Source organism: Kytococcus schroeteri (genome assembly GCF_042433515.1).
GTDB classification, from domain to species: domain Bacteria; phylum Actinomycetota; class Actinomycetes; order Actinomycetales; family Dermatophilaceae; genus Kytococcus; species Kytococcus schroeteri.
On sequence record NZ_JBHLVH010000002.1, the window covers coordinates 75,596 to 99,569 of the forward strand.

19 protein-coding genes and 2 tRNA genes are annotated in these 23,974 nt (G+C 72.6%); 7 read left to right on the forward strand and 14 right to left on the reverse strand.

Translation table 11 applies throughout. From position 1 onward, the window contains the following. Positions 1-2: 2 nt before the first annotated feature. The 5 genes from ACFFHC_RS01025 to ACFFHC_RS01045 all read left to right on the forward strand — a co-directional run bounded on the left by ACFFHC_RS01025 (position 3) and on the right by ACFFHC_RS01045 (position 9,173). The gene (locus ACFFHC_RS01025; protein WP_070706061.1) at positions 3-1,643 is read left to right on the forward strand and encodes a PP2C family protein-serine/threonine phosphatase; all 1,641 of its coding nucleotides are present in this window, start codon (positions 3-5) and stop codon (positions 1,641-1,643) included. Positions 1,644-1,720: 77 nt separating this feature from the next. Beyond that, positions 1,721-3,088, forward strand: coding sequence for an FtsW/RodA/SpoVE family cell cycle protein (locus ACFFHC_RS01030; RefSeq protein ID WP_379802574.1), 1,368 nt, complete (start codon positions 1,721-1,723; stop codon positions 3,086-3,088). Further along, a complete protein-coding gene (locus tag ACFFHC_RS01035) occupies positions 3,085-4,554 on the forward strand; it encodes a peptidoglycan D,D-transpeptidase FtsI family protein (RefSeq protein ID WP_141494613.1) in 1,470 nt (489 codons plus the stop codon). Before ACFFHC_RS01030 ends, ACFFHC_RS01035 begins: the two co-directional genes overlap by 4 nt. Beyond that, a complete protein-coding gene (locus ACFFHC_RS01040; protein ID WP_379802551.1) occupies positions 4,551-6,293 on the forward strand; it encodes a serine/threonine-protein kinase in 1,743 nt (580 codons plus the stop codon). The genes ACFFHC_RS01035 and ACFFHC_RS01040 overlap by 4 nt, the downstream gene beginning before the upstream one ends. 12 nt (positions 6,294-6,305) lie before the next feature. Then, positions 6,306-9,173 carry a protein kinase domain-containing protein gene (locus tag ACFFHC_RS01045; RefSeq protein WP_379802552.1) on the forward strand — a complete coding sequence of 956 codons (2,868 nt, stop codon included), beginning with the start codon at positions 6,306-6,308 and terminating at the stop codon, positions 9,171-9,173. Between the two features lie 20 nt (positions 9,174-9,193). On the opposite strand, the gene ACFFHC_RS01050 is transcribed toward ACFFHC_RS01045, so the two are convergent. After that, entirely contained in the window at positions 9,194-9,898 is a 705-nt protein-coding gene (locus ACFFHC_RS01050; RefSeq protein WP_070705402.1) for a DUF881 domain-containing protein, read from the reverse strand. A gap of 96 nt (positions 9,899-9,994) precedes the next feature. On the opposite strand from ACFFHC_RS01050, the gene ACFFHC_RS01055 reads away from it, so the two are divergent. Next, positions 9,995-10,258 (forward strand): cell division protein CrgA, encoded by a 264-nt coding sequence (locus ACFFHC_RS01055; protein ID WP_070705401.1) that lies wholly within the window; start codon positions 9,995-9,997, stop codon positions 10,256-10,258. A gap of 129 nt (positions 10,259-10,387) precedes the next feature. Here the strand turns inward: ACFFHC_RS01055 and ACFFHC_RS01060 are convergent, their stop codons facing one another. Together ACFFHC_RS01060 and ACFFHC_RS01065 are read right to left on the reverse strand one after the other, a co-directional pair. After that, on the reverse strand, positions 10,388-11,140 hold the full coding sequence (locus ACFFHC_RS01060) for a rhomboid family intramembrane serine protease (RefSeq protein WP_379802553.1): 753 nt from the start codon (positions 11,138-11,140) through the stop codon (positions 10,388-10,390). 181 nt (positions 11,141-11,321) lie between these two features. Next, complete coding sequence (locus ACFFHC_RS01065; RefSeq protein ID WP_070705400.1) at positions 11,322-11,840, reverse strand: peptidylprolyl isomerase; 519 nt, start codon at positions 11,838-11,840, stop codon at positions 11,322-11,324. A gap of 143 nt (positions 11,841-11,983) precedes the next feature. On the opposite strand from ACFFHC_RS01065, the gene ACFFHC_RS01070 reads away from it, so the two are divergent. Further along, complete coding sequence (locus tag ACFFHC_RS01070) at positions 11,984-13,051, forward strand: hypothetical protein (protein ID WP_379802554.1); 1,068 nt, start codon at positions 11,984-11,986, stop codon at positions 13,049-13,051. Between the two features lie 83 nt (positions 13,052-13,134). Here ACFFHC_RS01070 and ACFFHC_RS01075 read toward each other — a convergent pair whose 3' ends face one another. From ACFFHC_RS01075 to dnaN, 11 genes are all read right to left on the reverse strand, one after another. Further along, entirely contained in the window at positions 13,135-13,266 is a 132-nt protein-coding gene (locus ACFFHC_RS01075; RefSeq protein ID WP_256374411.1) for a hypothetical protein, read from the reverse strand. A 10-nt stretch (positions 13,267-13,276) separates the two neighbouring features. Then, positions 13,277-13,540: a hypothetical protein gene (locus tag ACFFHC_RS01080; RefSeq protein ID WP_070703503.1), complete on the reverse strand. Its 264-nt coding sequence runs from the start codon at positions 13,538-13,540 to the stop codon at positions 13,277-13,279. Positions 13,541-13,628: 88 nt separating this feature from the next. After that, positions 13,629-13,701 (reverse strand) — tRNA-Ala (locus tag ACFFHC_RS01085). Between the two features lie 15 nt (positions 13,702-13,716). Further along, positions 13,717-13,790 (reverse strand) — tRNA-Ile (locus ACFFHC_RS01090). A 72-nt stretch (positions 13,791-13,862) separates the two neighbouring features. Further along, complete coding sequence (locus ACFFHC_RS01095; RefSeq protein WP_379802555.1) at positions 13,863-14,357, reverse strand: DUF3566 domain-containing protein; 495 nt, start codon at positions 14,355-14,357, stop codon at positions 13,863-13,865. Next, positions 14,354-16,864, reverse strand: a complete 2,511-nt coding sequence (gyrA, locus tag ACFFHC_RS01100; protein WP_238329891.1) for a DNA gyrase subunit A — start codon at positions 16,862-16,864, stop codon at positions 14,354-14,356. The genes ACFFHC_RS01095 and gyrA overlap by 4 nt, the downstream gene beginning before the upstream one ends. A 276-nt stretch (positions 16,865-17,140) precedes the next feature. Continuing rightward, positions 17,141-19,258: a DNA topoisomerase (ATP-hydrolyzing) subunit B gene (gene gyrB, locus ACFFHC_RS01105; protein ID WP_070703502.1), complete on the reverse strand. Its 2,118-nt coding sequence runs from the start codon at positions 19,256-19,258 to the stop codon at positions 17,141-17,143. Positions 19,259-19,549: 291 nt separating this feature from the next. Continuing rightward, positions 19,550-20,122 (reverse strand): DciA family protein, encoded by a 573-nt coding sequence (locus tag ACFFHC_RS01110; protein WP_379802556.1) that lies wholly within the window; start codon positions 20,120-20,122, stop codon positions 19,550-19,552. Continuing rightward, positions 20,119-21,291: a DNA replication/repair protein RecF gene (recF, locus tag ACFFHC_RS01115; protein ID WP_101849154.1), complete on the reverse strand. Its 1,173-nt coding sequence runs from the start codon at positions 21,289-21,291 to the stop codon at positions 20,119-20,121. Before recF ends, ACFFHC_RS01110 begins: the two co-directional genes overlap by 4 nt. Then, positions 21,288-22,274, reverse strand: coding sequence for a phosphogluconate dehydrogenase (NAD(+)-dependent, decarboxylating) (gene gnd / locus ACFFHC_RS01120; RefSeq protein ID WP_379802557.1), 987 nt, complete (start codon positions 22,272-22,274; stop codon positions 21,288-21,290). Before gnd ends, recF begins: the two co-directional genes overlap by 4 nt. Before the next feature lie 63 nt (positions 22,275-22,337). Further along, entirely contained in the window at positions 22,338-23,474 is a 1,137-nt protein-coding gene (gene dnaN, locus ACFFHC_RS01125; RefSeq protein ID WP_070703499.1) for a DNA polymerase III subunit beta, read from the reverse strand. Between the last annotated feature and the right edge of the window lie 500 nt (positions 23,475-23,974).

The window sequence follows — 23,974 nt, forward strand, 5'->3', positions numbered from 1 at the left end:
GCATGTTCGACCTCCACTTCGCCGCGCGCTCCGACCTGGGCCTGGGCTCCAAGATCCGCAACGAGGACTCGGGCTACGCGGGCCCCAACCTGCTGCTGCTGTGCGACGGCATGGGTGGGCACGCCGGCGGCGACACGGCCTCGGCCATCGTGGTGCACCACCTGGCCGAGCTGGACAACGACGTCTACCGCGCCTCGGACGCCGGCGACATCCTGCTGCGCGAGGTGGCCGCGGCCAACGCCAAGCTCCACACCTTCGAGGAGGAGCACCCCGAGACCGAGGGCATGGGCACCACCTGCATCGCGATGGTGCGCAGCTCCCACTCGCTGGCCATCGCCCACATCGGCGACTCGCGGGCCTACCGCGTGCAGGACGGCGTGCTCTCGCAGATCACCCACGACCACTCCTTCCTGCAGCTGCTCATCGACGAGGGGCACCTCACCGAGGAGGAGGCGTGGGGCCATCCCCAGCGCTCCCTCATCACCCGTGTGCTCTCCGGCCGGCCGGACGACGAGCCCGACCACGGCGTCATGCCACTGGTGCTGGGCGACCGCTTCCTGCTGTGCTCCGACGGCCTGAGCGACTACGTGCGCGACGAGACGATCGCCCAGGTGCTCCGGGAGTCGCCCGACCCGCACGACGCCGCGCAGGCCCTGGTGGACGTGGCCCGCCGCGCGGGCACCCGCGACAACGTGACCGTGGTGGTGGCCGACGTGGTGCGCCCCGGCTCGGCGCCGCGCAACCAGCCGCAGATGGTGGGTGCCGCCGCCCGGCTGCGTTCCGGCCACGAGTACGAGGGCGCCACCGAGGAGCCGGACCAGCACGCCTTCCGCGAGCCGCAGTCCGCCGACGCCCCCACCCAGACCGTCCCCGTGGCCGATGACGGGTCGGTGACTCTCAACGGGCGTCACCTGGTGATCGGGCAGCGGGCCTTCACTCCGCGCACCATCAGCCGCGACGGGGTGACCGGCAGCACCAAGGCGGACTTCGGGCAGCGCGCCGCCGAGCCGACCGGTGAGGTCATCGAGATCCGCGACAGCGGCCCCACCGGCGACGGGCGCCCCGTGGCCACCGAGCCACGTCGCCATCCCGTGGCCCGCGCCGTGGCGTGGGTGGTGGGGGCGCTGGCCCTGCTGGCCCTGGCCGTCGGGGGCCTGTGGTGGTGGGGCACGCAGAACTACTTCGTCGGGGAGCGCGACGGGCAGGTGCAGATCCGCCGCGGGTTCGACGTGGTGCTGGCCGGCCAGGAGCTCTCCACCCTCGAGGAGGGCAGCGACCTGCGCGTGGACGCCCTGCCCGGCTTCTACGCCGACAGCGTGCGCGACGCCATCCCGGCCGACGACCTGCCGGACGCCCAGCGCACCCTGGCCGACCTCCGCGAGCGCGCGGAGCGGGCCGGGAAGAACCGTCAGGAGCCGAGCGGGACCAAGTCGGGCTCCAGCGGGTCCGGGAGTTCCAACGGCTCGGGCAGCTCCAGCGGGTCCAGCGGGTCCAGCAACCCGAGCGGCTCGCCGACCTCGAAGGGTTCGGCGTCCCCGAGCCCGCACGGCTCCAGCGGGTCGGGCTCCTCGCCCCGTCCCTCCCGGTCCTCGGCCGCGCCGTCCTCGCCCGCCCCCACCGGCTCCTCGGGGTCCGCCTCGTGACCCCTCTGCGTCACCGCGGGCAGGAGGCCACCGCTCCGGTGCAGGAGAGCTGGCTGGCTCCCCGCAACGGCCGGTGGATGGAGCTCCTGCTGCTCGCCCTGGCCATCGGCATCACCGCCCTGGCCTACGTGCAGGTGGGCCTGGGCACCGCCCGCGCGGTGCCCACCAACATCCTCACGCTGGCCGGCGGCATGGCCGGCATCGCCCTGCTCTTCCACGTGGTGCTCTGGTGGCGTGCCCGCTACGCCGACCCGGTGATCCTGCCCGTGGTCACCCTGCTCAACGGCCTGGGCCTGGTGATGCTCCACCGGCTGGACATCGCCAAGGACCGCGGGCTGGCCAGCGGCGTGGCCGGGCGCCAGCTCATGTGGACGGCCCTGGCGGTGGCCGTGGCGATGGTGGTGCTCGTGGTGCTGCGCGACCACCGGCGGCTGCGCCGGGTCACGTGGACCTGCGCAGCCCTGGGCTTCATGATGCTGCTGAGCCCCCTGGTGCCCGGCCTGGGCATGTCCAACTACGGCTCGCGCATCTGGATCAGCTTGGGCCCCTTCAGCTTCCAGCCGGGAGAGATCGCCAAGATCCTGCTGACCATCTTCTTCGCCGGGTACCTGGTGAGCGCCCGCGACGCCCTCTCGCAGGCCAGCCCCAAGGTGCTGGGCCTGCGCTTCCCCCGCGTGCGCGACCTCGGTCCCATCCTCATGGTGTGGGGCCTGAGCATCCTCATTCTCGTCTTCGAGAAGGACCTCGGGTCCTCGCTGCTCTTCTTCGGCCTCTTCGTGGCCATGCTCTACGCGGCCACCCAGCGCCTCTCGTGGATCCTGCTGGGCCTGGGCATGTTCGCCGCCGGCGCATTCACCGCCTGGCGGCTCTTCGGGCACGTGCAGCAGCGCGTCACCATGTGGCTCGACCCCTTCAGCCCGGAGGCGCTGGCCATCAGCGACCAGGTGCCGCTGGGCCTCATGGGGATGGCCAACGGCGGGCTCCTCGGCACCGGCCTGGGCCGAGGCCGGCCGGACCTCACCTATTTCGCCGAGAGCGACTTCATCGTGCCGTCCTTCGCCGAGGAGCTCGGCCTGGTCGGCTTCATGGCGATGATGGTGCTGTACGCCGTCCTCGTGCAGCGGGGGCTGCGCATCGCCCTGGGCTCCCGGGACGGCTTCGGCACCCTGCTGGCGGCAGGGCTGGCCTTCGCCGTGGCCCTGCAGGTCTTCGTGGTGGTCGGCGGCGTCACCCGCGTCATCCCGCTCACCGGCCTCACCACGCCCTTCCTCTCGGCCGGCGGGTCCTCCCTGCTGGCCAACTGGACCATCGTGGCCCTGCTGCTGCGCCTCTCCCACGACGCCCGTTCCCCCATCCCGCTGGGCGAGGACGAGGCACCCGACGACGACAGCCCGGCCGCGCGTGCCTCGGCCCTGGCCCGCAGCACCCGGGAGGTGGCCGCGTGAACCAGCCCATCCGACACCTCGCGTGGCTCGTCGCCCTGCTCTTCGGCGCCCTCCTCGTGGCGGGCAGCTGGATCCAGGTCGTGGACGCCAACCACCTGCGCGAGCTGCCCGGCAACCGGCGCACCATGCTCAACGACTTCGGCCGGGAGCGGGGCAAGATCCTCGTGGACGGCGAGCCCGTGGCCACCAGCGTTCCCGCGCAGGGGCAGGTGCCGTGGGTGCGCACCTACCCCCGGGCCGAGGAGTACGCCCACACCACCGGCTGGTTCTCGCTGGTGTACGGCAGCGGCGGCGGCCTCGAGGGGACCGAGTCCTCCCTGCTGTCCGGCCGTGACGACTCCCTGTTCTACCGGCGCCTGCCCGACCTGCTGGCGGGCCGTGAGCCGGCCGGCGCCAGCATCGAGACCACGCTGGACGCGCGCGCCCAGCACGCCGCGGCCCAGGCCCTCGGGGACCGCCGCGGCGCCGCCGTCGCGATCGACCCGCGCACCGGCGACATCCTGGCGATGGTGAGCTCCCCCTCCTACGACCCGACCCGCCTCTCGCAGACGGACCTCGGTGCGGTGGAGAAGGCCTGGGTCGAGCTCAACGCCGACCCCGGCCGCCCCCTGTCCAACCGGGTGCTGCGCTCCACCTACCCGCCCGGGTCGGTCTTCAAGCTCGTCACCGCCGCGGCCGCCCTGGAGAAGGGCGTGGCCCAGCCGGACACACAGCTCGACGCCCCCGCCCGTTACACCCTGCCGGGCACCAGCACCAGCCTGCGCAACTTCGGTGGCAAGGAGTGCACGCAGGACCCCTCGGGCCGGCAGACGCTCGCCGACGCCCTGCGCGTCTCGTGCAACACCGCCTTCGCCGCCCTCGGCGTGCAGGTGGGCGACGACGCCCTGCGGGAGCAGGCCGAGGCCTTCGGTGTGGGCCGGGAGCTGCGCGTGCCCATGCGCGCGGTGCCCAGCTCGTTCCCCGCCGACCCCAACGAGGCCGGCACGGCCCTCTCCGCGCTCGGCCAGCAGGACGTGCGCACCACGCCGCTGCAGGTCGCCCTCATCAGCGCCGCCATCGCCAACGGCGGACAGGCCAAGGAGCCCCACCTCGTGCAGCAGATCCTGGACGACGACCTCGACGTCATCGACGAGCCGGGGCACGGTGACCTGGACCGTGCGGTCTCCCCCGAGACCGCGGACCGCCTGCGCGAGATGATGGTGCAGGTGGTGGAGTCCGGCACCGGCCGGGCCGCCGCCATCCCCGGCGTGCAGGTGGCGGGCAAGACCGGCACCGCCGAGTTCGACGACCCCGAGGGCCACGTCCACGCGTGGTTCACCGGGTTCGCCCCCGCCGACGACCCGCAGGTGGCCGTCGCCGTGGTGGTCGAGGACGTGGGCCGTTCGGCCTCGGGGGAGACTGGTACCGGTGGGTCCGTGGCCGCGCCCATCGCCCGTTCGATCATGGAGGAGGTGCTCGCCCGATGAGCAGGCACGGTTCCGGCGACCTCGTGGCAGGCCGCTACCGCCTCACCGAGCACATCGCCACCGGTGGCATGGGCGAGGTCTGGCAGGCCGACGACGAGGTGCTGCAGCGCCCCGTGGCCGTGAAGCAGCTGACCAAGGGCCTCAAGGACACCGAGGGCTTCGACGAGCGCTTCCGCTCCGAGGCGCGACACAGCGCCCAGCTGCACCACCACAACATCGCGGCCGTGCACGACTTCGGCGAGGACGACGACGGCGCCTGGCTGGTCATGGAGTACGTCCCCGGCCTCACCGTGGCGCAGATGATCCGTGACCGCGGCGCGCTGCCCCCCGAGGAGGTGGCCGACCTCATGACCCAGGCGGCCCGCGCCCTGGGGGCCGCCCACTCCGCCGGGGTGGTGCACCGCGACGTCAAGCCGGCCAACGTCATCGTGACCCCCTCGGGCGTGGCCAAGCTGACCGACTTCGGCATCTCCCGCGCCGTGGACTCCGCCGGCCTCACCCGCACCGGCGAGGTGATGGGCACCGCCCAGTACCTGGCACCGGAGCAGCTCATGGGCCGGGGCGCCTCCCCGGCCTCGGACCTGTACAGCCTGGGCGTGGTGGCCCACGAGATGCTCACCGGCGAGCGCCCGTACGAGCGGGAGTCCGTGGTGGCCACCGCGATGGCGCACGTCAACGAGCCCATCCCGCCGCTGCCGGCCTCCACCCCCGGTCCGCTGGCGGCCGTGGTCACCCGCCTCATGGCCAAGGACCCGGCCGACCGCCCGCAGGGTGCCCGGGAGCTGGTGGCCATGCTCACCAACCCCGATGCGGTGGCCGCCGCGCCCCCGCGCGTGGTCGGTCCCGACCCGGCCGACGAGGCGACCCGCCCGGTGGCCGCGCCCCCGGTGCGGCGACGCAGCATCGCCACCACGCAGGGACACCCGGTCATGGCCAACCTGGACCGTCCGGCGGCCGGCGGGTCGCGGCGGGCCCCCCAGCGCCGGCGCGGCTTCCCGTGGGCGTGGTTCCTCGCCGCGGTGCTCCTCGTGGGCCTGGCGGCGGCGCTGCTGGCCATGGTGCTCGGCGGCGGGGACGAGCCACCGCCGGTGAGCGACGGGCCCAGCACGGTGACCCGCACGACCACCCACACCAACAGCCCGGACCCCACCGAGGACCCGACCACCGAGCCCGACACGCCGGCTGACCCGACCACCACCATCCCGACCACGACGCAGGACCCGGTGAACCCCACGCCGGACCCGACGACCACCGACCCGACGACCGCACCCACCACCGAGCCGACGACCACGGACCCGACGACCGCACCCACCACCGAGCCGACGACCACCGACCCGACGACCGCACCCACCACCGAGCCGACGACCACCGACCCGACGACCGCACCCACCACCGACCCGACCCCGACCCCGACGGCGCCCTCGCCGACGCAGAGCCCGGAGCCGAGCCCCACGGACGAGCCCAGTCCCACGTCGGAGCCCACCACCACGGGTCCGGGGCACCCCACCGGCACGGACAGCCCCACCACGGAACCCGGGCCTGACCCGACGCCCACCACGGAGCCGTCGCCCACGGACAGCCCGGAGCCGAGCCCCACCGACAGCCCCAGCCCCTCGGACAGCCCGTCGCCGACGGACAGCCCCCTTGACCCTACCGCGTCGGTCACCATCGGCCCGATCAACCCGTCCTCGCCGGACATCACCCTCACCGAGTCCCTCGACCTGTCCGACCTCGCCTAGGAGACAACCCACATGGAGACCCCACTGCTGTCCGACCGCTACGAGGTCGGAGAGACCCTCGGCCGGGGTGGCATGGCGGACGTCGTCGCCGCCCGGGACTCCCGCCTCGGCCGTCGCGTGGCCGTGAAGATCCTGCGTGAGGACCTCGCGCGCGACCCCGCCTTCGTGCGGCGCTTCGAGGCCGAGGCCCTGGCGGCCGCCCGGCTGAACCACCCGGGCATCGTGTCCGTCTTCGACGTGGGTGAGCACCAGCCGGACACCCGCGGCGGCCTGCCGCTGCCCTTCATCGTCATGGAGAAGGTCTCCGGCTCCACCCTGCGCACCGTGCTGGACACCGAGGGCGTGCTCGCCCCGCGGCGGGCCGTGGACGTGGCCGCCGACGTGATGGCCGCGCTGGCCTACAGCCACGAGCAGGGCGTGGTGCACAACGACATCAAGCCGGGCAACGTCATGGTCACCGACGACGGCACGGTGAAGATCATGGACTTCGGCATCGCCCGGGCCCTGGCCGACGTGACGGTCACCCTGACGCAGCCGGACCACGTGCTCGGCACGGCCAAGTACATGGCACCGGAGCTGGCCGACGGTTCCCCGGCCGAGCCGGCCTCCGACGTCTACGCGGTGGGCTGCATGCTCTTCGAGATGCTCACCGGCCGCACGCCGTTCACCGGTGACCCCACCACCTTGGTGAACCAGCACCTCCACGTGGCGGCCCCCCGCGTGTCCACCGAGCTGCCCTCGGTCTCGCCGGACCTGGACGACCTGGTGGCCGCGATGCTGGCCAAGGACCCCGCCGAGCGCCCCCACCCCGCCAGCGAGGCCGAGCGCCTCCTGCGCGCGGTGGCCGGCGACCTGGACACGCCGCGCTCGGCCACCGCGGTCACCGGGACCGCCGTGGGCCACGGGGCCTCGTCCGCCTGGGGCGGGGCCGCCGTCGGCGCCGTCGCCAGCGAGTCCCCCGCGTTTCGCCCGCTGGAGGTGGACCGGTCGCAGGAGACCACGGCCTCCGAGCCCGCACCCTTCACGCCGCTGGACACCGGTGCGCCCCGGGAGGACGGGGCCGCTGACGACGCCCCGGCCGGGCCCGTGGACGACGCCTCGCAGGACGCCCCGGCTCCGGACGTGACCGTCGAGGAGGAGGGGACCGCGGAGTCGAGCGACGACCACGCCCCCTGGCAGCCGGGTGACGACGTGCCCACCTTCGCGGTGCCCGTCATCGGCACCGACGAGGCCGCCACCACCCGCGTCTCCGCCCCCGAGCCGACCCCGGCCCCGCCGGTGGGGAGCACCACGGACGTCTCCGGCTCCACCACGGGCTCCCTCCCGGCGGACAGCGACGTCATCCGCCTGGCCGACACCTCCCGGGTGGACTCCACGGCCGCGCGTGACACCGACGAGACCACCCGCGTGCCCGCCGTCGCCGCCGGGGCGGCCGGGGCGGGGGCCAGCGCGGCCACCGCGCTGGACGCCACCGACCACGCCGCCACGGACGACGGGGGCCGCTCGCTGGAGGCCGGCGCGCCGCTGACGACGGACACCGGCACCACCGTGTCCGGCACCACCCGCCTGGGGGAGGGCTCCGACGCCCCGGTCCTCGACGACGAGGACGAGGACGGCGGGCCGATGATGGGACGGTTCAGCCGCCGCGCGCGACGCACCGGCACCCCGTGGTGGGCCTGGCCGCTGGCGGGCCTGGCCCTGCTGGGCGTGGGCGTCGGCGTGGCCGCCGGCGTGAACCACTGGTCGAACGAACGGGGCGCGGTCGCCGTGCCGGACGTGCGCGGCAAGTCCCAGCAGGAGGCCGAGGAGATCCTCGACGACGCCGGCCTCGAGGCCCGCATCGAGGGGCGCATCGACGCGGCCCCGCTGGGGACCGTCCTCGAGCAGACCCCGGACCCCCAGACGTCCGTGGCCCGCGGCTCCATGGTCACCCTGGTGGTGGCCTCCACGGAGAACAGCCCGGCGCCCACCGGCCCGGGCGTGGACCCGTCGTCCTCCGACGGGCAGGAGGGTTCGCCCACCGAGACCGACGGGGGCTCGGGCGACGACCGGGAGTCGTCCTCCACCGCCGGCGACGAGGGCACGGAGCCCTCCACCACCGAGCCCTCCGCCACCGACCCGACCACGACCGACGGCCAGACGTCCGAGGGCCCCACGGACGAGGAGACCACGCCGCAGGACCCGGGGACCACCACGCAGGACGAGCCCGTCACGAGCGACCCCGGGGTGCCGGGCGGTCCGGTGCCCACCACCGAGGAGCCCACCACGACCACGGACGACCCGGACCCCACCACGACGCAGGACCCCGACCCCACCACGACCGACGAGCCGGACCCCACGACCACGGACGACCCGGACCCCACCACGACCGACGAGCCGGACCCCACGACCACGGACGACCCGGACCCCACCACGACCGACGAGCCGGACCCCACGACCACGGACGACCCGGACCCCACCACGACCGACGAGCCGTCGCCCACCGAGACCGACCCCTCGCCGACGACGGACCCCTCGCCCACGGAGACCGAGCCGTCCCCGTCCGAGAGCGACCCCTCGCCCACGGAGACCGAGCCGTCCCCGTCCGAGAGCGACCCCACGCCCACGGAGAGCGACCCCACGGAGCCGAGCCCCAGCGAGACCAGCGCGACGGAGCCCTCGCCGACCGACCCCACCGCCACCACCTCGGACGAGAGCCGGTCCCCGGACCCGTCCCCCACCGAGCCCAGCCCGACCGAGCCCAGCCCGACGGACTCCTCGGCCACCGACCCCGTTCCCTCGGAGTCGAGTGCGAGCGAGACCAGCGCCACGGAGCCGACGGAGTCCTCCACCGAGAGCTCCCCGACGTCCAGCGCCACGGTGTCCAGCACCACCCCCTGAACGGGATCCCGCCCCGGCGTCTAGCCCTTCGGGGCCAGCGGGCGGGCGGAGACCTGCAGCTCGCCGGTGAAGGCGGGGGCGTCCACCCGGTCCACCCGGCTCTCGCGGTAGCCGAGGTCGACCGCCGAGGTGTACTCGCGCATGAGCTGCACCTCCCACGCGGCGTCGAGCTCGGCCTGGATGGCGTCGGCCGGCCCCACGGCGCGCACCACGAACGGCGGCGAGTACACGCGTCCCTGCAGGATGAGCGTGTTGCCCACGCACCGCACCGCCGAGGTGGACACCAGGCGCTGGTCCATGAGCACCACGGCCTCCGCGCCACCGGCCCACATCGCGTTCACCACGGCCTGGATCTGCTGCTGGTGGATGACCAGGTCGTTGGGTCCGTAGCCGTCGGGCACCGCGTCGCCACGCAGGGGGGAGTCGTCGAGCACCACCTCCACGCCGGGCCCCGAGACCGGGGTGAGGCCGGCGGCCCTCGCCACCGGGTCGTCCTGGTCGTCCGTGCCGGCACGGTCGGCCACGGCGGCGTCCACCTGGGTGCGCAGCCCGGCCACCTCCTGCTCCTTGTCCCGGACGTTGGCCGTCAGGGCCCGCAGGGCCTCGGCCCGATCGCGGTTCTCGGGGCGGATGTCGTCGCCGTCGGCCACCGAGGCGGAGATCCCGAAGAGCAGTCCGGCAGCCAGGGTGACCACGGGGACGGCCGTCCCCCACAGCCTGCGCATGCGTCCTCCCTGTGGCCTGTGGGCGAGTCCGTGGCAGTCTCCCACGGGCAGTAGGACAGGATGGCGCCCACCGAGACCCGTCGACAGGAGCGGCCCATGACCGAGCTTCCCCCCGAACTGCGAGACGCCGACGACACCCAGGACCCACACCGAGAGGAGATCGCGAGCTCCGCCCCGGGCGTCAACCCCGGCTGGCTGGTGCCCACCATGGTGGGCCTGATGGTGCTGGGCGTGCTGTGGGTGGTCGTCTACTACGTGACCCAGGGCCGTTACCCGGTGGAGGCCTGGGGCTACTACAACGTGGCCGCCGGCATGGCGCTGCTCATGGGCGGTTTCCTGCTCGCCACACGCTGGCAGTGACCGTCCACAGCCTGTGGACGACGGGAATCACACCGATGTGATTTCCCACAGGCCGTCCACAGGCTGGGGAAAACCACACCGTTGTGATCCACAGGGTGGGGAGGGAGCCACGGCACCTCCCCACGCGGCTCAGGGGACCAGACCCGCCAGCGGGTCGCCCACCATCGCGTACCGGGCCAGCGCCAGGGCCACCAGCACCACCACGGTCCCGGCCACCACCCACCACGCGAGGGCGGGCGTGCGGGTGCGGGCCGCCCGCGCCATGCCCCACGCGAGGACGGCGCCGGTGAGCGCACCACCCAGGTGCGCCTCCCACTCGATGTTGGGGTAGACGAAGCCGATCACCGCGTTGATGGCGATGAGCACGAGCATCGGGGTGGTGGACCGGCCCCGCGCGTGGTCCACGACCAACAGCGCCAGGAAGAGCCCGAACACCGCGCCGGAGGCCCCCACGCTGCCGGAGTACCAGTCCCCCCAGGAGCGCGCGGCGACGTCCGGGGGCGTGGCCAGCAGCAGCGAGCCCACCGAGCCCCCGAGACCGCTCACCAGGTACAGCGCCAGGTAGCGCGCCGGCCCGAGCAGCCGCTCCAGGTAGCCCCCCACCGACCACAGCGCCACCATGTTGAACAGCAGGTGGGTGGGACCGGACGGGTCGTGCAGGAAGGCCGAGCTGACGAAGCGCCACGGCTCGGCGTCGGCCAGACCGGGCACGAAGGCACCCCACTGGGTGAGCTGGGGCAGCGCCAGCTGCACCAGCCACAGGGCCACGCACAGCCCGATGAGGCCGTACGTCACGGGCATGTCGCCCCACCCGAGCTCCCGGCCGCCCAGGCTGGTGCGCCGCGCCGGCATCGCCCGGCGTGCCGCGCGCACGCAGTCCACGCACTGCACCCCCACGGCCGCCGGCTGCTGGCAGGCGGGGCACGCGGGCCGCTCGCACCGCTGGCAGCGGATGTAGCTGGGCCGGTCGGGGTGCCGCGGACAGACGGGAGCACCGCCCCCCGGCGTGGAGGGGCGGTGCTCCGGGTCACCCGGCAGGGGGGTGCTCACGTGCGGTGGTGCGTCAGTCGTTGACGGTGACGCTGGTGATCTCGACCTTCTCCAGCGGCGCGTCCATGCGACCGGTGGGCACCTTGGCGATGGCGTCGACGACCTTCTGGCCCTCGGGGTCCTTCACCTCGCCGAAGATCGTGTGCTTGCCCTGCAGGTGCGGGGTGGGGGTCACGGTGATGAAGAACTGGGAGCCGTTGGTGCCCTTGCCCATGCGGATGCCGGCGTTGGCCATGGCCAGCAGGTAGGGGCGGTCGTAGGCCAGGTCCGGGGAGATCTCGTCGTCGAACATGTAGCCCGGGCCGCCGGTGCCGGTGCCCAGCGGGCAGCCGCCCTGGATCATGAAGCCGTCGATGATGCGGTGGAAGCCGAGGCCGTCGTAGAAGGGCGTCGGGTTGGAGCGGCCCGCGTCGTCCTTGTACTCCTTGGTGCCCTTGGCGAGGCCGACGAAGTTCTCGACCGTCTTGGGCGCCTGGTTCTCGAACAGCTCGACCGGGATGTCGCCGAGCGTGGTGTGCAGCGTGATGTTCATGGCGCCATTGTCACAGAACGGCCTCGGACCGTGGTGCGGGGCGGTGGGCGCGTCACCCCGAGCTCCTCCGACGGCCCCCGAGGTGGTGGTCACTGCGCCCTTCGGTGCAGGATGGGGGCAGAGCCCACGACCGAGGAGGATTCGTGATCGACAACCCGTTCCGCAAGAAGACCGCCAGCGAGCGGCTGGCCGAGAACGCGCGCCAGCGCTTCAGCGCCGCCGCCGACGCATCGCAGGACGCCGGTGAGCGCGCCCGCGAGATCGGCGCCCGCACCGCGGAGGGTGCGACCGCCTCGGCGAAGAGCGCCGGGTCCGCCCTCGCCGGGCTCGTGCCCACCGTGGCCGCCGCCTTCGCCGCGGCCCGCTCCAAGACCGCCCACGGCATCAGCGACGGCGTGGACGCGTCGGCCAGCACCCTCTCCGACGGCCTGGACGCCGCCCCGGAGAAGGTCGACCACGCCCGCGACTGGATCGTCGACGAGCTGCTGCCCAAGCTGCAGGGCATGGTGGACGGCACCGTGGAGGCCAAGGACGAGGCCGCCGACTCCGGCGGTGCGCTCTCCACCTTCGCCGGGGAGACCGTGCAGAAGCGTCAGCGCAAGGGCGGCGTGCTCATGGTGCTGGGTCTTGCCCTCCTGGGTGGTGCCGCCTACTTCTGGTACACCGACCAGAAGCGTCGTCAGGGTGACCCGTGGCAGCGCGTGGCCACCACCGAGGACCCGTGGGCCGGCACCGAGCGCCGCAGCGTCTCGGCCGCCGCCAACCCCGGCGCCGGCATGCGTCCCAGCGCCACCGCCCACACCACCCCGGCCGTGGGCGAGAAGGTGCACCTGAGCCCCTCCGAGGCCGCTCGTGAGGCGCAGGGCACCGGCCCGGTGTCCGCCCTGGCCACCGGTCGCCCGGCCCAGTCCGTGGCCCCCGCCGGCACCGGCACCACCACGCCTGCCACCTCGGACAAGCCCGCCACCGAGCCGACCACCGGCTCGCAGCGCCGCTTCGAGGACCCGGCGACGACCGGCCCCATCGCCACCGGCTACGCCCAGAAGGCGGACGACATCGCCGGCGACAACGCCCCCACCCAGTCCATCCCGACCGTGGGTGAGCGCCTCAACCCGGTGGACGCCCGCCCGTCGGACAACAACGTGGACCCCTACGGCGAGGGCGACGCCCCCACCCGCAAGGGCACCGACGAGAAGTGGCTGCGCAACTGACGCGCTGACCGTCCCGGAGCACGATGAAGGGCCGACCCCCTCGGGGGTCGGCCCTTCATCGTGCTCTGCGTGGCCGCGGGGGATCAGACCTGCGCGGGCAGCTCGTCGGTGGCAGCGGCCCAGAGCTCGGAGGTCTTGGCGTTCTTGTCCAGGGTGCGGGTCACGAGGAGGGCGGCGACGCCGGCGATACCGAGGGCCAGGAGGGTGTTCTTCATACCCGCAAGCCTACGCCGTCAGGAACCCGTCGGAGAGCATGAGGTCCAGGGCCTCCTCCAGTTGGGCCGGCGCCTCGGGCGGGTACTCGCCGTAGGCGTCCAGCACCTGCTCGACCAGGGCCGGGCGCTCCACCGGGCCCTCGGCGGTGAGGTCCCACAGCAGCACCGCGGGCCCCTGGAGGACGCGCAGCGGGCCGGAGGGGAGCAGGGCCACCACCACCTCCTGCTCGCGGTCCACGAAGGCGACGTTCTCGGCACGGGCGACGGGGGGCATGGTCCGGAGACTAGCCTGCGCTGCCTCGCTCACGCCCACAGGACGCCAAAAGGCCGCCCGGCGGGTGCCGGACGGCCTTCTGGAACCGTGGAGCCTAGGGGACTCGAACCCCTAACCCTCTGCTTGCAAAGCAGATGCGCTACCAATTGCGCCAAGGCCCCCAGGGGGTGGATGGGTGGGCCTAACTGGACTTGAACCAGTGACCTCTGTCTTATCAGGACAGCGCTCTAACCGACTGAGCTATAGGCCCGTGCTGTCACGGCTTACCGTGATGCGAGGGGATACGGTACAGCACCTCGTGCGGATTGCGCCAATCGGCGCCTCAGTCCTCCACGAGGTCCACCTGCAGCCCGCCCACGAGGGCCGACATCAGGTTGTAGATGAACGCCAGGAGAGTGCCCAGGACGGTCACCACCACCGTGTTCACCACGGCGAACACGGTGGTGAACGTGAGCACCGTCCCCAGGCCGAGCAGGTCGGTGAGTTCGGTGGCCTTCCCCTGGTCGGCCTTGGTGCCCACCAGCTCGCCCACGAGCTTGTTGACGTCGTCGAAGACGCCCAGCAGCGAGAGCGCCAGCCACAGCAGGGTGGTGCCGGCCACGATGGCCAGCCCCAACCCCACGCCGGTGAGGAAGCTCAGCTTGAGCGCCGAGCCGAGGCTCACCGAGTGCACCGTCGAGCGGCGCAGGGCCCGGCTGCCGCCATCGCCGCCACCGTAGAGGGTGCGCAGGTCGAGTCGGCGGCCACCGTCGCCCCCCGCCGATCGGCGGGAGGAGCGGCTGCGACGGGTGGGCGGGGTCTTCTGCGTCCTGCTCACGACTCGTCCTCTCCGGTGGCACCGGTGGTGCCGTCGGCCACCACGGTGGCCTCCTGGGTGGTGTCGGCGTTCTCGTCGGCCTCCGCCTCGGCATCGGCCTGCTCCTCGGCGTGGGCGCGGGCCACGGCCACGATGTGCTCCTTCTTGCCCGGGTCGGCGAAGCGCACCCCGGAGGTGTCACGCCCAGTGAGGCGCACCTCGTCGGCGCGGCTGCGCACCACCTTGCCCGAGCTCATGACCACCATCACCTCGTGGTGGTCGCCCACCACGAGGGCGCCCACGAGGTCGCCAGCCTTCTCGGTGGCCTTGGCCACCTTGATGCCCAGGCCGCCACGGCCCTGCACACGGTACTGGTCCACGCTGGTGCGCTTGGCCATGCCGTTCTCGAACACCACGAACACCTGGGCCCCGTCGGCCTGCTCGTGCGGCACGGTGCGCATGACCAGCAGCTCGTCGTCGCCGCGGAAGCGCATGCCGGTCACACCCGAGGTGGCGCGGCCCATCGGGCGCAGCTGGTCGTCCGAGGCCCGGAAACGCAGGCTCTGGCCCTGACGGCTCACGAGCAGGATGTCGTCCTCACCGTCCACCAGGCGCGCGCCCACGAGCTCGTCGCCCTCGCGCAGGTTGACGGCGATGAGGCCACCGGAGCGCGGGGAGTCGTACTCGGTGAGGCGGGTCTTCTTGACCAGGCCGTTCTTGGTGGCGAGCACCAGGTAGGGCGCGGCCTCGTAGTCCTTGATGGCCAGCACCTGGGCGATCTTCTCGTCCGGACCGAAGGCCATGATGTTGGCCACGTGCTGGCCCTTGGAGTCGCGCGACCCCTCGGGCAGCTCCCACGCCCGCGCGCGGTAGACGCGCCCGGCATCGGTGAAGAAGAGCAGCCACGAGTGGGTCTGGGTGGTGAAGAAGTGGTCCACCACGTCGTCGGCGCGCAGCGTGGTGCCGCGCACGCCCTTGCCGCCGCGGCGCTGCGAGCGGTAGGCGTCCACGCGGATGCGCTTGGCGTACCCACCCCGGGTGATGGTCACCACCACGTTCTCGTCCGGGATGAGGTCCTCCATGTTGACCTCGGCGTCGTTGGGCACGATCTCCGTGCGGCGCTCGTCGCCGTACTTGTCCACGATCTCGGCGAGCTCCTCACTGATGATCGTGCGCTGGCGGGCGGGCGTGGCCAGGATGTCCTGGAGGTCCTCGATGAGGGCCTGCAGGCGGTCGTGCTCGTCGATGATCTTCTGGCGCTCCAGCGCGGCCAGGCGGCGCAGCTGCATGTCGAGGATGGCGCGCGCCTGGACCTCGTCGATGTCGAGCAGCTCCATCAGGCCGTCGCGCGCCTCCTCCACGGTGGGCGAGCGGCGGATGAGGGCGATCACCTCGTCGAGCATGTCCAGCGCCTTGAGCAGGCCGCGCAGGATGTGGATCTGCTCCTCGGCGCGCTTCAGGCGGTAGGTGGTGCGGCGGACGATGACCTCGACCTGGTGGTCCACCCAGTGGCGCACGAAGGCGTTGAGCGGCAGCGTGCGGGGCACGCCGTCCACCAGGGCCAGCATGTTGGCGCCGAAGTTCTGCTGCAGCTGGGTGTGCTTGTAGAGGTTGTTGAGCACCACCTTGGCCACGGCGTCTCGCTTGAGCACGATGACCAGGCGCTGGCCGGTGCGACCGGAGGTCTCGTCGCGCAGGTCCGCGATGCCCTGCAGCTTGCCGGTCTTCACCAGCTCGGCGATCTTGCGGGCCAGGGCGTCGGGGTTCACCTGGTAGGGCAGCTCGGTGACCACCAGGCAGGTGCGGCCCTGGATCTCCTCCACCTCCACCACGGCGCGCATGGTGATGGAGCCGCGGCCGGTGCGGTAGGCGTCCTCGATGCCGGAGCGGCCCATGATCTTGGCCCCGGTGGGGAAGTCCGGACCCTTGATGACCTGGAGCAGCTTCTCCTGCAGCTCCTCCTTGGAGGCCTCGGGGTGCTCCAGCAGCCACTGGCAGCCCTCGGCCACCTCCCGCAGGTTGTGCGGCGGGATCTGCGTGGCCATGCCCACCGCGATGCCGGCCGAGCCGTTGACCAGCAGGTTGGGGAAGCGGGCCGGCAGCACGGTCGGCTGCAGGGTGCGGCCGTCGTAGTTGGGCTCGAAGTCGACCGTGTCCTCGGTGATGTCGCGCACCAGCTCCATGGCCAGCGGCTGCATGCGGCACTCGGTGTAACGCGGGGCGGCGGCACCGTCGTCACCGGCGGAGCCGAAGTTGCCCTGGCCGTCGATGAGCGGGTAGCGCATGGCCCACGGCTGCGAGAGGCGCACCATCGCGTCGTAGATGGCCGAGTCGCCGTGCGGGTGGTAGTTGGCCATGACGTCGCCCACCACGCGGGCGCACTTGTTGTACGAGCGGTCGGGGCGGTAGCCGCCGTCGTACATGGCGTACACGATGCGGCGGTGCACCGGCTTGAGGCCGTCACGGACGTCCGGCAGCGCGCGAGACACGATGACGCTCATGGCGTACTCGATGTAGCTGCGCTGCATCTCGCTGGAGAGGTCCACCGGCTCGATGCGGCCGTGCTCGGGGATGGCGTCCCACGCCGGGGCCACGGGGGCGGGCAGGTCGTCCACCGGGTCGGTGCCGGCGGCCACCTGGGCGCCCTCGGTGGGCTGCTCGGCATCGCCGGCCCCGGTCCCCTCCACCGGGGTCTCGTCGGTGGGCTCGATCGGCTCGTTCGGGTCCTGCGGGGGCTGCTCGCTCACAGTGCCTACCTCAGTATCTCGTAGTCGCTAGAAAGTCGTAGAAGCTCTGATCGAGCGTCAGATGTCCAGGAAGCGCACGTCGTGCGCGTTGCGCTGGATGAACGAGCGGCGGGACTCCACGTCCTCGCCCATGAGCACCGAGAACACCTGGTCGGCCGCGGCGGCGTCGTCCATGGTCACCTGGCGCAGCACGCGGTTGTCCGGGTCCATGGTGGTCTCCCACAGCTCGGAGTAGTTCATCTCACCCAGACCCTTGTAGCGCTGGATGCCGTTCTCCTTGGGCAGGCGGCGCCCCTTGGCCTGGCCGGCCTCGATGAGGGCGTCACGCTCCCGGTCGGTGAACGCGAAGTCGTGCTCGGCGTTGGTCCACTTGAGGCGGTACAGCGGCGGCTGCGCCAAATAGACGTACCCGTGCTCCACCAGCGGCTTCATGAAGCGGAAGAGCAGCGTGAGCAGCAGGGTGCGGATGTGCATGCCGTCCACGTCGGCATCGGCCATGAGCACGATCTTGTGGTACCGCGCCTTCTCGATGTCGAACTCCTCACCGATGCCGGTGCCGAAGCTCGAGATGAGCGCCTGCACCTCGGTGTTGGCGAGGATCTTGTCCAGGCGGGCCTTCTCGACGTTCAGGATCTTGCCGCGGATGGGCAGGATGGCCTGGTTGAAGGGGTTGCGCCCGGCGATGGCCGAACCGCCGGCGGAGTCACCCTCGACGATGAAGACCTCGGAGACCGTGGGGTCGTTGCTCTGGCAGTCCTTGAGCTTGGCGGCCAGACCGCCGGACTCGAGCAGGCCCTTGCGGCGGGTGGCCTCGCGGGCCTTGCGGGCGGCCATGCGCGCCTGGGCGGCCTGCACGGCCTTGCCCACGATGGCCTTGCCCTCCGACGGATGGGCCTCCAGCCAGTGGCCCAGCTGGTCGGCCATCGCGCGCTGCACGAAGCCCTTGACCTCGGAGTTGCCCAGCTTGGTCTTGGTCTGGCCCTCGAACTGCGGCTCGCCGAGCTTCACGGAGATGACGGCGGTCAGGCCCTCGCGGACGTCGTCACCGGTGAGGGCGGCGTCCTTCTCCTTGAGCAGCTTGTGGGCCCGGGCGAACTCGTTGACCAGACGGGTCAGCGCGGCGCGGAAGCCCTCCTCGTGCGTGCCGCCCTCGTGGGTGTTCACCGAGTTGGCGTAGGTGTGCACGGACTCGGAGTACGAGGTGGTCCACTGCATCGCGATCTCGCACTGCAGCATGCGCTCGGTGTCCTCCGTCTCGAACGCGATGACCTCCTCGTTCACCGGCTCGGACTTCTTGGACCTGTTGAGGTGGCGCACGTAGTCCAGCAGGCCGTCGTCGTAGCGGTAGGTGACGGTGCGGAAGCGGTGGGGCTTCTCGGCGGCCTCGCCCTCGGCGCCCTGGTCACCCTCCTGCGGGGCGTCGTTGACCTGCTCGCCGTCGGCACCCTTGGTCAGGCCGTCGGCAACGTCCGCATCAGCGTCGTCCAGGCCCTCGTCGTCCGCGTCGGTGGCGCGCGGGCGCTCGTCGGTGAGCTGGATGGTCAGGCCCTTGTTGAGGAAGCAGGTCTGCTGGAAGCGCGCCCGCAGGGTCTCGAAGTCGATGAGGGTGGTCTCGAAGATGTCGCCGTCCGGCCAGAAGGTGATGGTGGTGCCGGTCTCGTCCTCGGGCACCTCCTCCATCGCCTGCAGCGGGGCAGTGGGCACGCCGTTGTCGAACTCGATGCGGTGCACGCGGCCCTTCTGGCGCACCTCCACCTCCATGCGGGTGGACAGGGCGTTCACCACCGAGGAGCCCACGCCGTGCAGACCACCGGAGACCGCGTAGGAGTCGCCGCCGAACTTTCCACCGGCGTGCAGCTGGGTGAGCACGAGCTCCACACCGGAGATGCCCTCCTTGGCGTGCACGTCGGTGGGGATTCCGCGGCCGTTGTCCACCACGCGCACGGCGTTGTCCGGCAGGACCGTCACCTCCACCCGGTCGGCGTACCCGGCCAGGTGCTCGTCCACCGCGTTGTCGACGATCTCCCACACCAGGTGGTGCAGGCCGCGCTCGCCCGTGGAGCCGATGTACATGCCGGGGCGCTTGCGGACGGCCTCGAGGCCCTCCAGCACCTGGAGCGAGCTGGCGTCGTAGCTGGAGGACGACGCGGTGGGCTGCTGGGGCTGGTCGGCCACGGGACTCCCTGGGACGGCTGGTCGTTGTCGGTGGTGCGGGGTGCTGCTCGATGCCGTGCGGCGGGCACTGGCGTACCCGCACCTCTCTCACGCGCGCGGGCGCGCGAGGACACATGCAACGCCCCATCTTAGCAAGAGGACGCCGATTCCCCATGGCCGTCCACCGGTTCACGGCCCCGAAATCGGGCCGGGAGGCACCTCACGAGCGACGAGCGGGTCCCCACCCGTGGGCGGGTACGGCCACCACCCCCACGAACGGCCACAGGGGCCCGCATCGGACCCGGGGCCACCTCACCCGTAGGTGTCGCGCGGGCCCGGGCCGGAGATGCGCCGCGGGCCGTGGCGCCAGGACGGCGCCGCCGGGCCGATGACGCGCACGCTCGTGACCACCCCGAAGCCCAGCTCCTCGTCCAGCCGGCGCTGCAGCGTGCTGGTCAGCATGGTCAGCTGCGTGGCCCAGGTGGAGGACTCCGCCCGCACCACCAGGCACCCGTCCTCGAAGCTCTCCGGCAGGCTGTGGCCGGCCACGTCGGCACCCACGATGCCGACCCAGTCGCCCATCACGCGGCCCACCTTGAGCTCGTCGCCCCAGCCGCGGTCCTCGATCATCCGCGTGAACTCCGCACCCAGGGTCTGCGGGTCACGGCGGCCCTTGCCGGAGGTGCCGGCCCGGCCGGGGGAGTCCTTCCGGCGGCGCCGCCCGGGTGCTCCGGGGCGCAGACCACGCGCCCGGGCCATGTCCCGCATCCGGGCCAGGGTCAGGTCCGCGGCGTCCAGCTCGGCCTCGCCGCCCGCCGGGTCCCCGCTCGCGGGTCCGTTGCCGCTCCGGTCAACCGGCCCGCCGAGCGGTCCCGGGGTGCTCACGTGCGCGCCTCGGCGTGGCCCATGGTCACGTCCACGTGGTGGGCGCTCTCCCGCAGGCTCGGCGGGATGTCGGATTCCACCGCCGCGGTCACCAGCACCTGCTCGGCGTCGGCCACCATCTGCGCCAACCGCTCGCGCCGCCCGGCGTCCAGCTCGGCGAACACGTCGTCGAGCACCAGCACCGGGTCGGTGCCCAGGTCGGTGCGCAGCAGGTGAAAGGCCGCCAACCGCAGGGCCAGCGCGAACGACCACGACTCCCCGTGGCTCGCGTAGCCCTTGGCCGGCACCGGACCGAGGGTCAGCTCGAGCTCCTCACGGTGCGGCCCCACCAGTGTGATGCCGCGCTCCAGCTCGCGCTGCCGGAGCTGCGCCAGGGAGGCCACCACGAGGCGCGCCAGCTCCTCGCGCTCGGGCACCTCGCCCCCGTCGACCAGAGCCTGCGCCGCGGCGTCGGCCTCCTCGCCCACCAGTGACCAGCGGTAGGCGATGCCGGCCTCGGACTGGGCGTCGCTCACCTCTCGATAGGCGTTCTCCACGAATCTCCGTAGATCTTGCACCAGGCGTAGACGAGCGTAGAGGAGGGAAGCGGCCCCCATCGCCAGGTGCTCGTCCCACGCGTCCAGCATCGCCAGGGTGGAGGCCGACGGCGTGCTGCGGGAGGAACGGGCGTCGCGCAGCAGGGCGTTGCGCTGCTTGAGCGCCTGCGCGTAGTCCCCCTGCACCCCCGCCCAGCGCGGCTGGCGCGCCACGAGCAGTGCGTCCAGGTAGGCCCGCCGGGTGGCCGGGTCGCCCTTCACCAGGGCCAGGTCCTCCGGGGCGAAGAGCACCGTGCGCAGGGTGCCCAGCAGGTCACGCGGCCGGGGCACGGGGGAACGCCCCAGCTGCGCGCGGTTGGCCCGCCCCGGGTTGAGCTGCAGCTCGAGCACCGTCTCCCGGCCGTCGCGCTCCACGGCGCCCCGGATGATCGCGTGCTCGGCCCCGAAGCGCACCAGCGGGGCGTCACTGCTCACCCGGTGCGAGCCGAGCGTGGCGAGGTAGCCGGCGGCCTCCACGAGGTTGGTCTTTCCCTGGCCGTTGCGGCCCACCAGCACGGTCACCCCGGCCGGCAGGTCGAGCGCGGCCTCCTCGTAGGACCGGAAGTCGCGCACCGCCAGGTGGCGGAGCCTCACGCCTCGTCGTCGGTGGCCCCGGGCGTCGCCTGGCCCCGGGTGTCGGCGGGCTCGGCGGCACGGTGCACCTGCTGGGGACGGTCGCGGTCCCACGGCTCGCTGCCGAACTGCATCACCTCGTGGCCACCGAAGCCACCACGCAGCGCGGCCACCGCCTGCATGGCGGGGGAGTTCTCCTGGCGCGAGGCGAAGCGCGAGAACAGCGCGGCGGAGATCACCGGCATCGGCACGGCGTTCTCCACGGCCTCGATGACGGTCCAGCGGCCCTCGCCGGAGTCGGTGGTGTAGCCCGACACGCCCTCCAGGTCCGGCTTCTCCTCCAGCGCGTCCACGAGCAGGTCCAGCAGCCAGGAACGCACCACGGTGCCGCGGCTCCACGCCTTGAAGGCGCCGGGGACGTCCTTGACGATGTCCTTGGCCATGAGCAGCTCGTAGCCCTCGGCGTAGGCCGCCATGAGCCCGTACTCGATGCCGTTGTGCACCATCTTGGCGTAGTGACCGGCACCCACCTCGCCGGCGTGCACGAAGCCCTCGTCGCGGGGGCCCTCGGGGCGCAGCGCGTCGAAGATCGGCATCGCCATCTCCACGTGCTCGGCCCGGCCACCGCACATCAGGCCGTAGCCGTTCTCCAGGCCCCAGATGCCGCCGGAGACGCCGCAGTCCACGTAGCCGACCCCCTGCGCGGCCAGCATCCGGTCGTGCTCGACGTCGTCCTGGTAGGGGGAGTTGCCCCCCTCGATGACGAGGTCGCCGGGCTGCAGGTGCCTGGCCAGCTCGGTGATGGTGTTCCGGGTCGGCTTGCCGTGCGGGACCATCACCCACACCACGCGCGGACCGGTGAGGGTCTCCGCCAGGGCCTGCAGGCTGTCGACGTCACGCAGCTGGGGATCGAGGTCGAAGCCGATGACCTCGTGGCCGGCCCGCTCCAGGCGGGTCTTCATGTTGCCGCCCATCTTGCCGAGGCCGACGAGTCCGATCTGCATGACCACTCCTGGTGAGTCGAGGCTGGGGGAGGCTGCTGCGGCCTCCACCGTATCCCGCGGGACTCAGGCCCCCGGGAAGCGCACCGGCATGATCACGTAGCTGAACGAGTCGTCGGACTCGCCGTCGACCTCGGCCTGGCCGGTGAGCAGCACCGGCTTGCCCGGCTGGGTGAAGGACATGCGCGCGAACGCCGTGCCCAGGGCCCCCAGGCCGTCGAGCAGGAAGCCCGGGTTGAACGCCACGTCGATGTCGTCGCCGTCCAGCGTGCACTCCACCGCCTCGGACGCCTGCGCGTCGTCGCCGGTGCCGGCCTCGATGGCCACCGAGCCGGGCGTGAAGCGCAGGCGGACCGGCGTGGTGCGCTCGGCCACGAGCGAGACGCGCTTGATGGCCTCGATGAGGGCGCCGGTCTCCACCACGGCGTCCACCTCGCTGCTGGTGGGGAAGATGCTGGAGAGCTTGGGGTACTCGCCGTCGAGCAGACGGGTGGTGCTGTGGCGCTGTCCCGCGGAGAAGCCGATGAGGCCCTTGCCGCCGGCCTCGTCGCCCAGCGCGATGTCCACCGGGCCCACGGCCCCCAGGCTCTTGGCGGTGTCCGACAGCGTGCGCGAGGGCACCAGCGCCACGTGGTGGGCCGAGGGGTCGCGCGGCGTCCAGGTGAGCTCGCGGCGGGCCATGCGGTAGCGGTCGGTGGCCAGCATGGTGATGCGGTCGCGGTCGAACTCCACGTGCACACCGGTGAGGATCGGCAGGGCGTCGCTGCGGTCGGCGGCGACGGACACCTGGGCCACGGCCTTGGTGAACAGCGAGCCGTCCACGGTGCCGCTGGCCTCGGGGGAGGTGGGCAGCGAGGGGTAGTCGCCCAGCGGCATCTCGAGCAGCGCGAAGCGACTGGAGCCACAGGTGACCTGGAGCTTGCCGGACTCCTGCTGGATGCGCACCGGCTTGTCCGGCAGGGAGCGGGAGATCTCCGAGAGGAGGCGACCCAGCACCAGGGCCTCGCCGCCCTCCACCACGTCGGCCTCCACGGTGACCTCGGCGGAGACCTCGTAGTCGAAGGCCGAGAGGGTCAGCGTGCCGGCGGGGTCGGCCACCAGGCGCACACCGGCGAGCACCGGCACCGGCGGACGGTTGGTCAGACCGCGCACCACCCACGCGACGGCCTCGGACAACACCTCACGCTGAACCTGGAACTCCATGGCTTCCTCACTGCTCGGCCATGCGGACCACTGTCCCGTCCACGGCGCCTGCGACGTCCGGCGAAGCCTAGCGCGAGCCACCGCCACCCTCCGAGCCCCGATCCCTCACCGCACCGGGCTCAGCACGACCCCCCCACGTACGCGGTGCGCAACCCCTCCTCGAGAAACCGGGTAGTCGTCGTCATCGGTGCTGTGGGAACTGGGGACGACGGCCGTCCTGCGCGGCGTGGAGCGGAATCCTCCTGTTGACGAGGCCTGCGGACGAGCTGTGGGCGGACCGCGGGGGATGGGGACGACGGATCGGCGTCCACACCTGCTCCCACAGAACCGGCCCGTCCCGTCCACGCCCCGGAGGGGGATTCCCACAGGTGCCCACAGGAACGTGCACAGGGGGTCGTGGCGGCCCGGCCCGGTGGGGACCTGACGTGACCTCGTCCACATCCACAAGGTTGTCCACACGCTGTGGAGATCCGGTGAATCGCTGTCAAACGGGGCCCGCT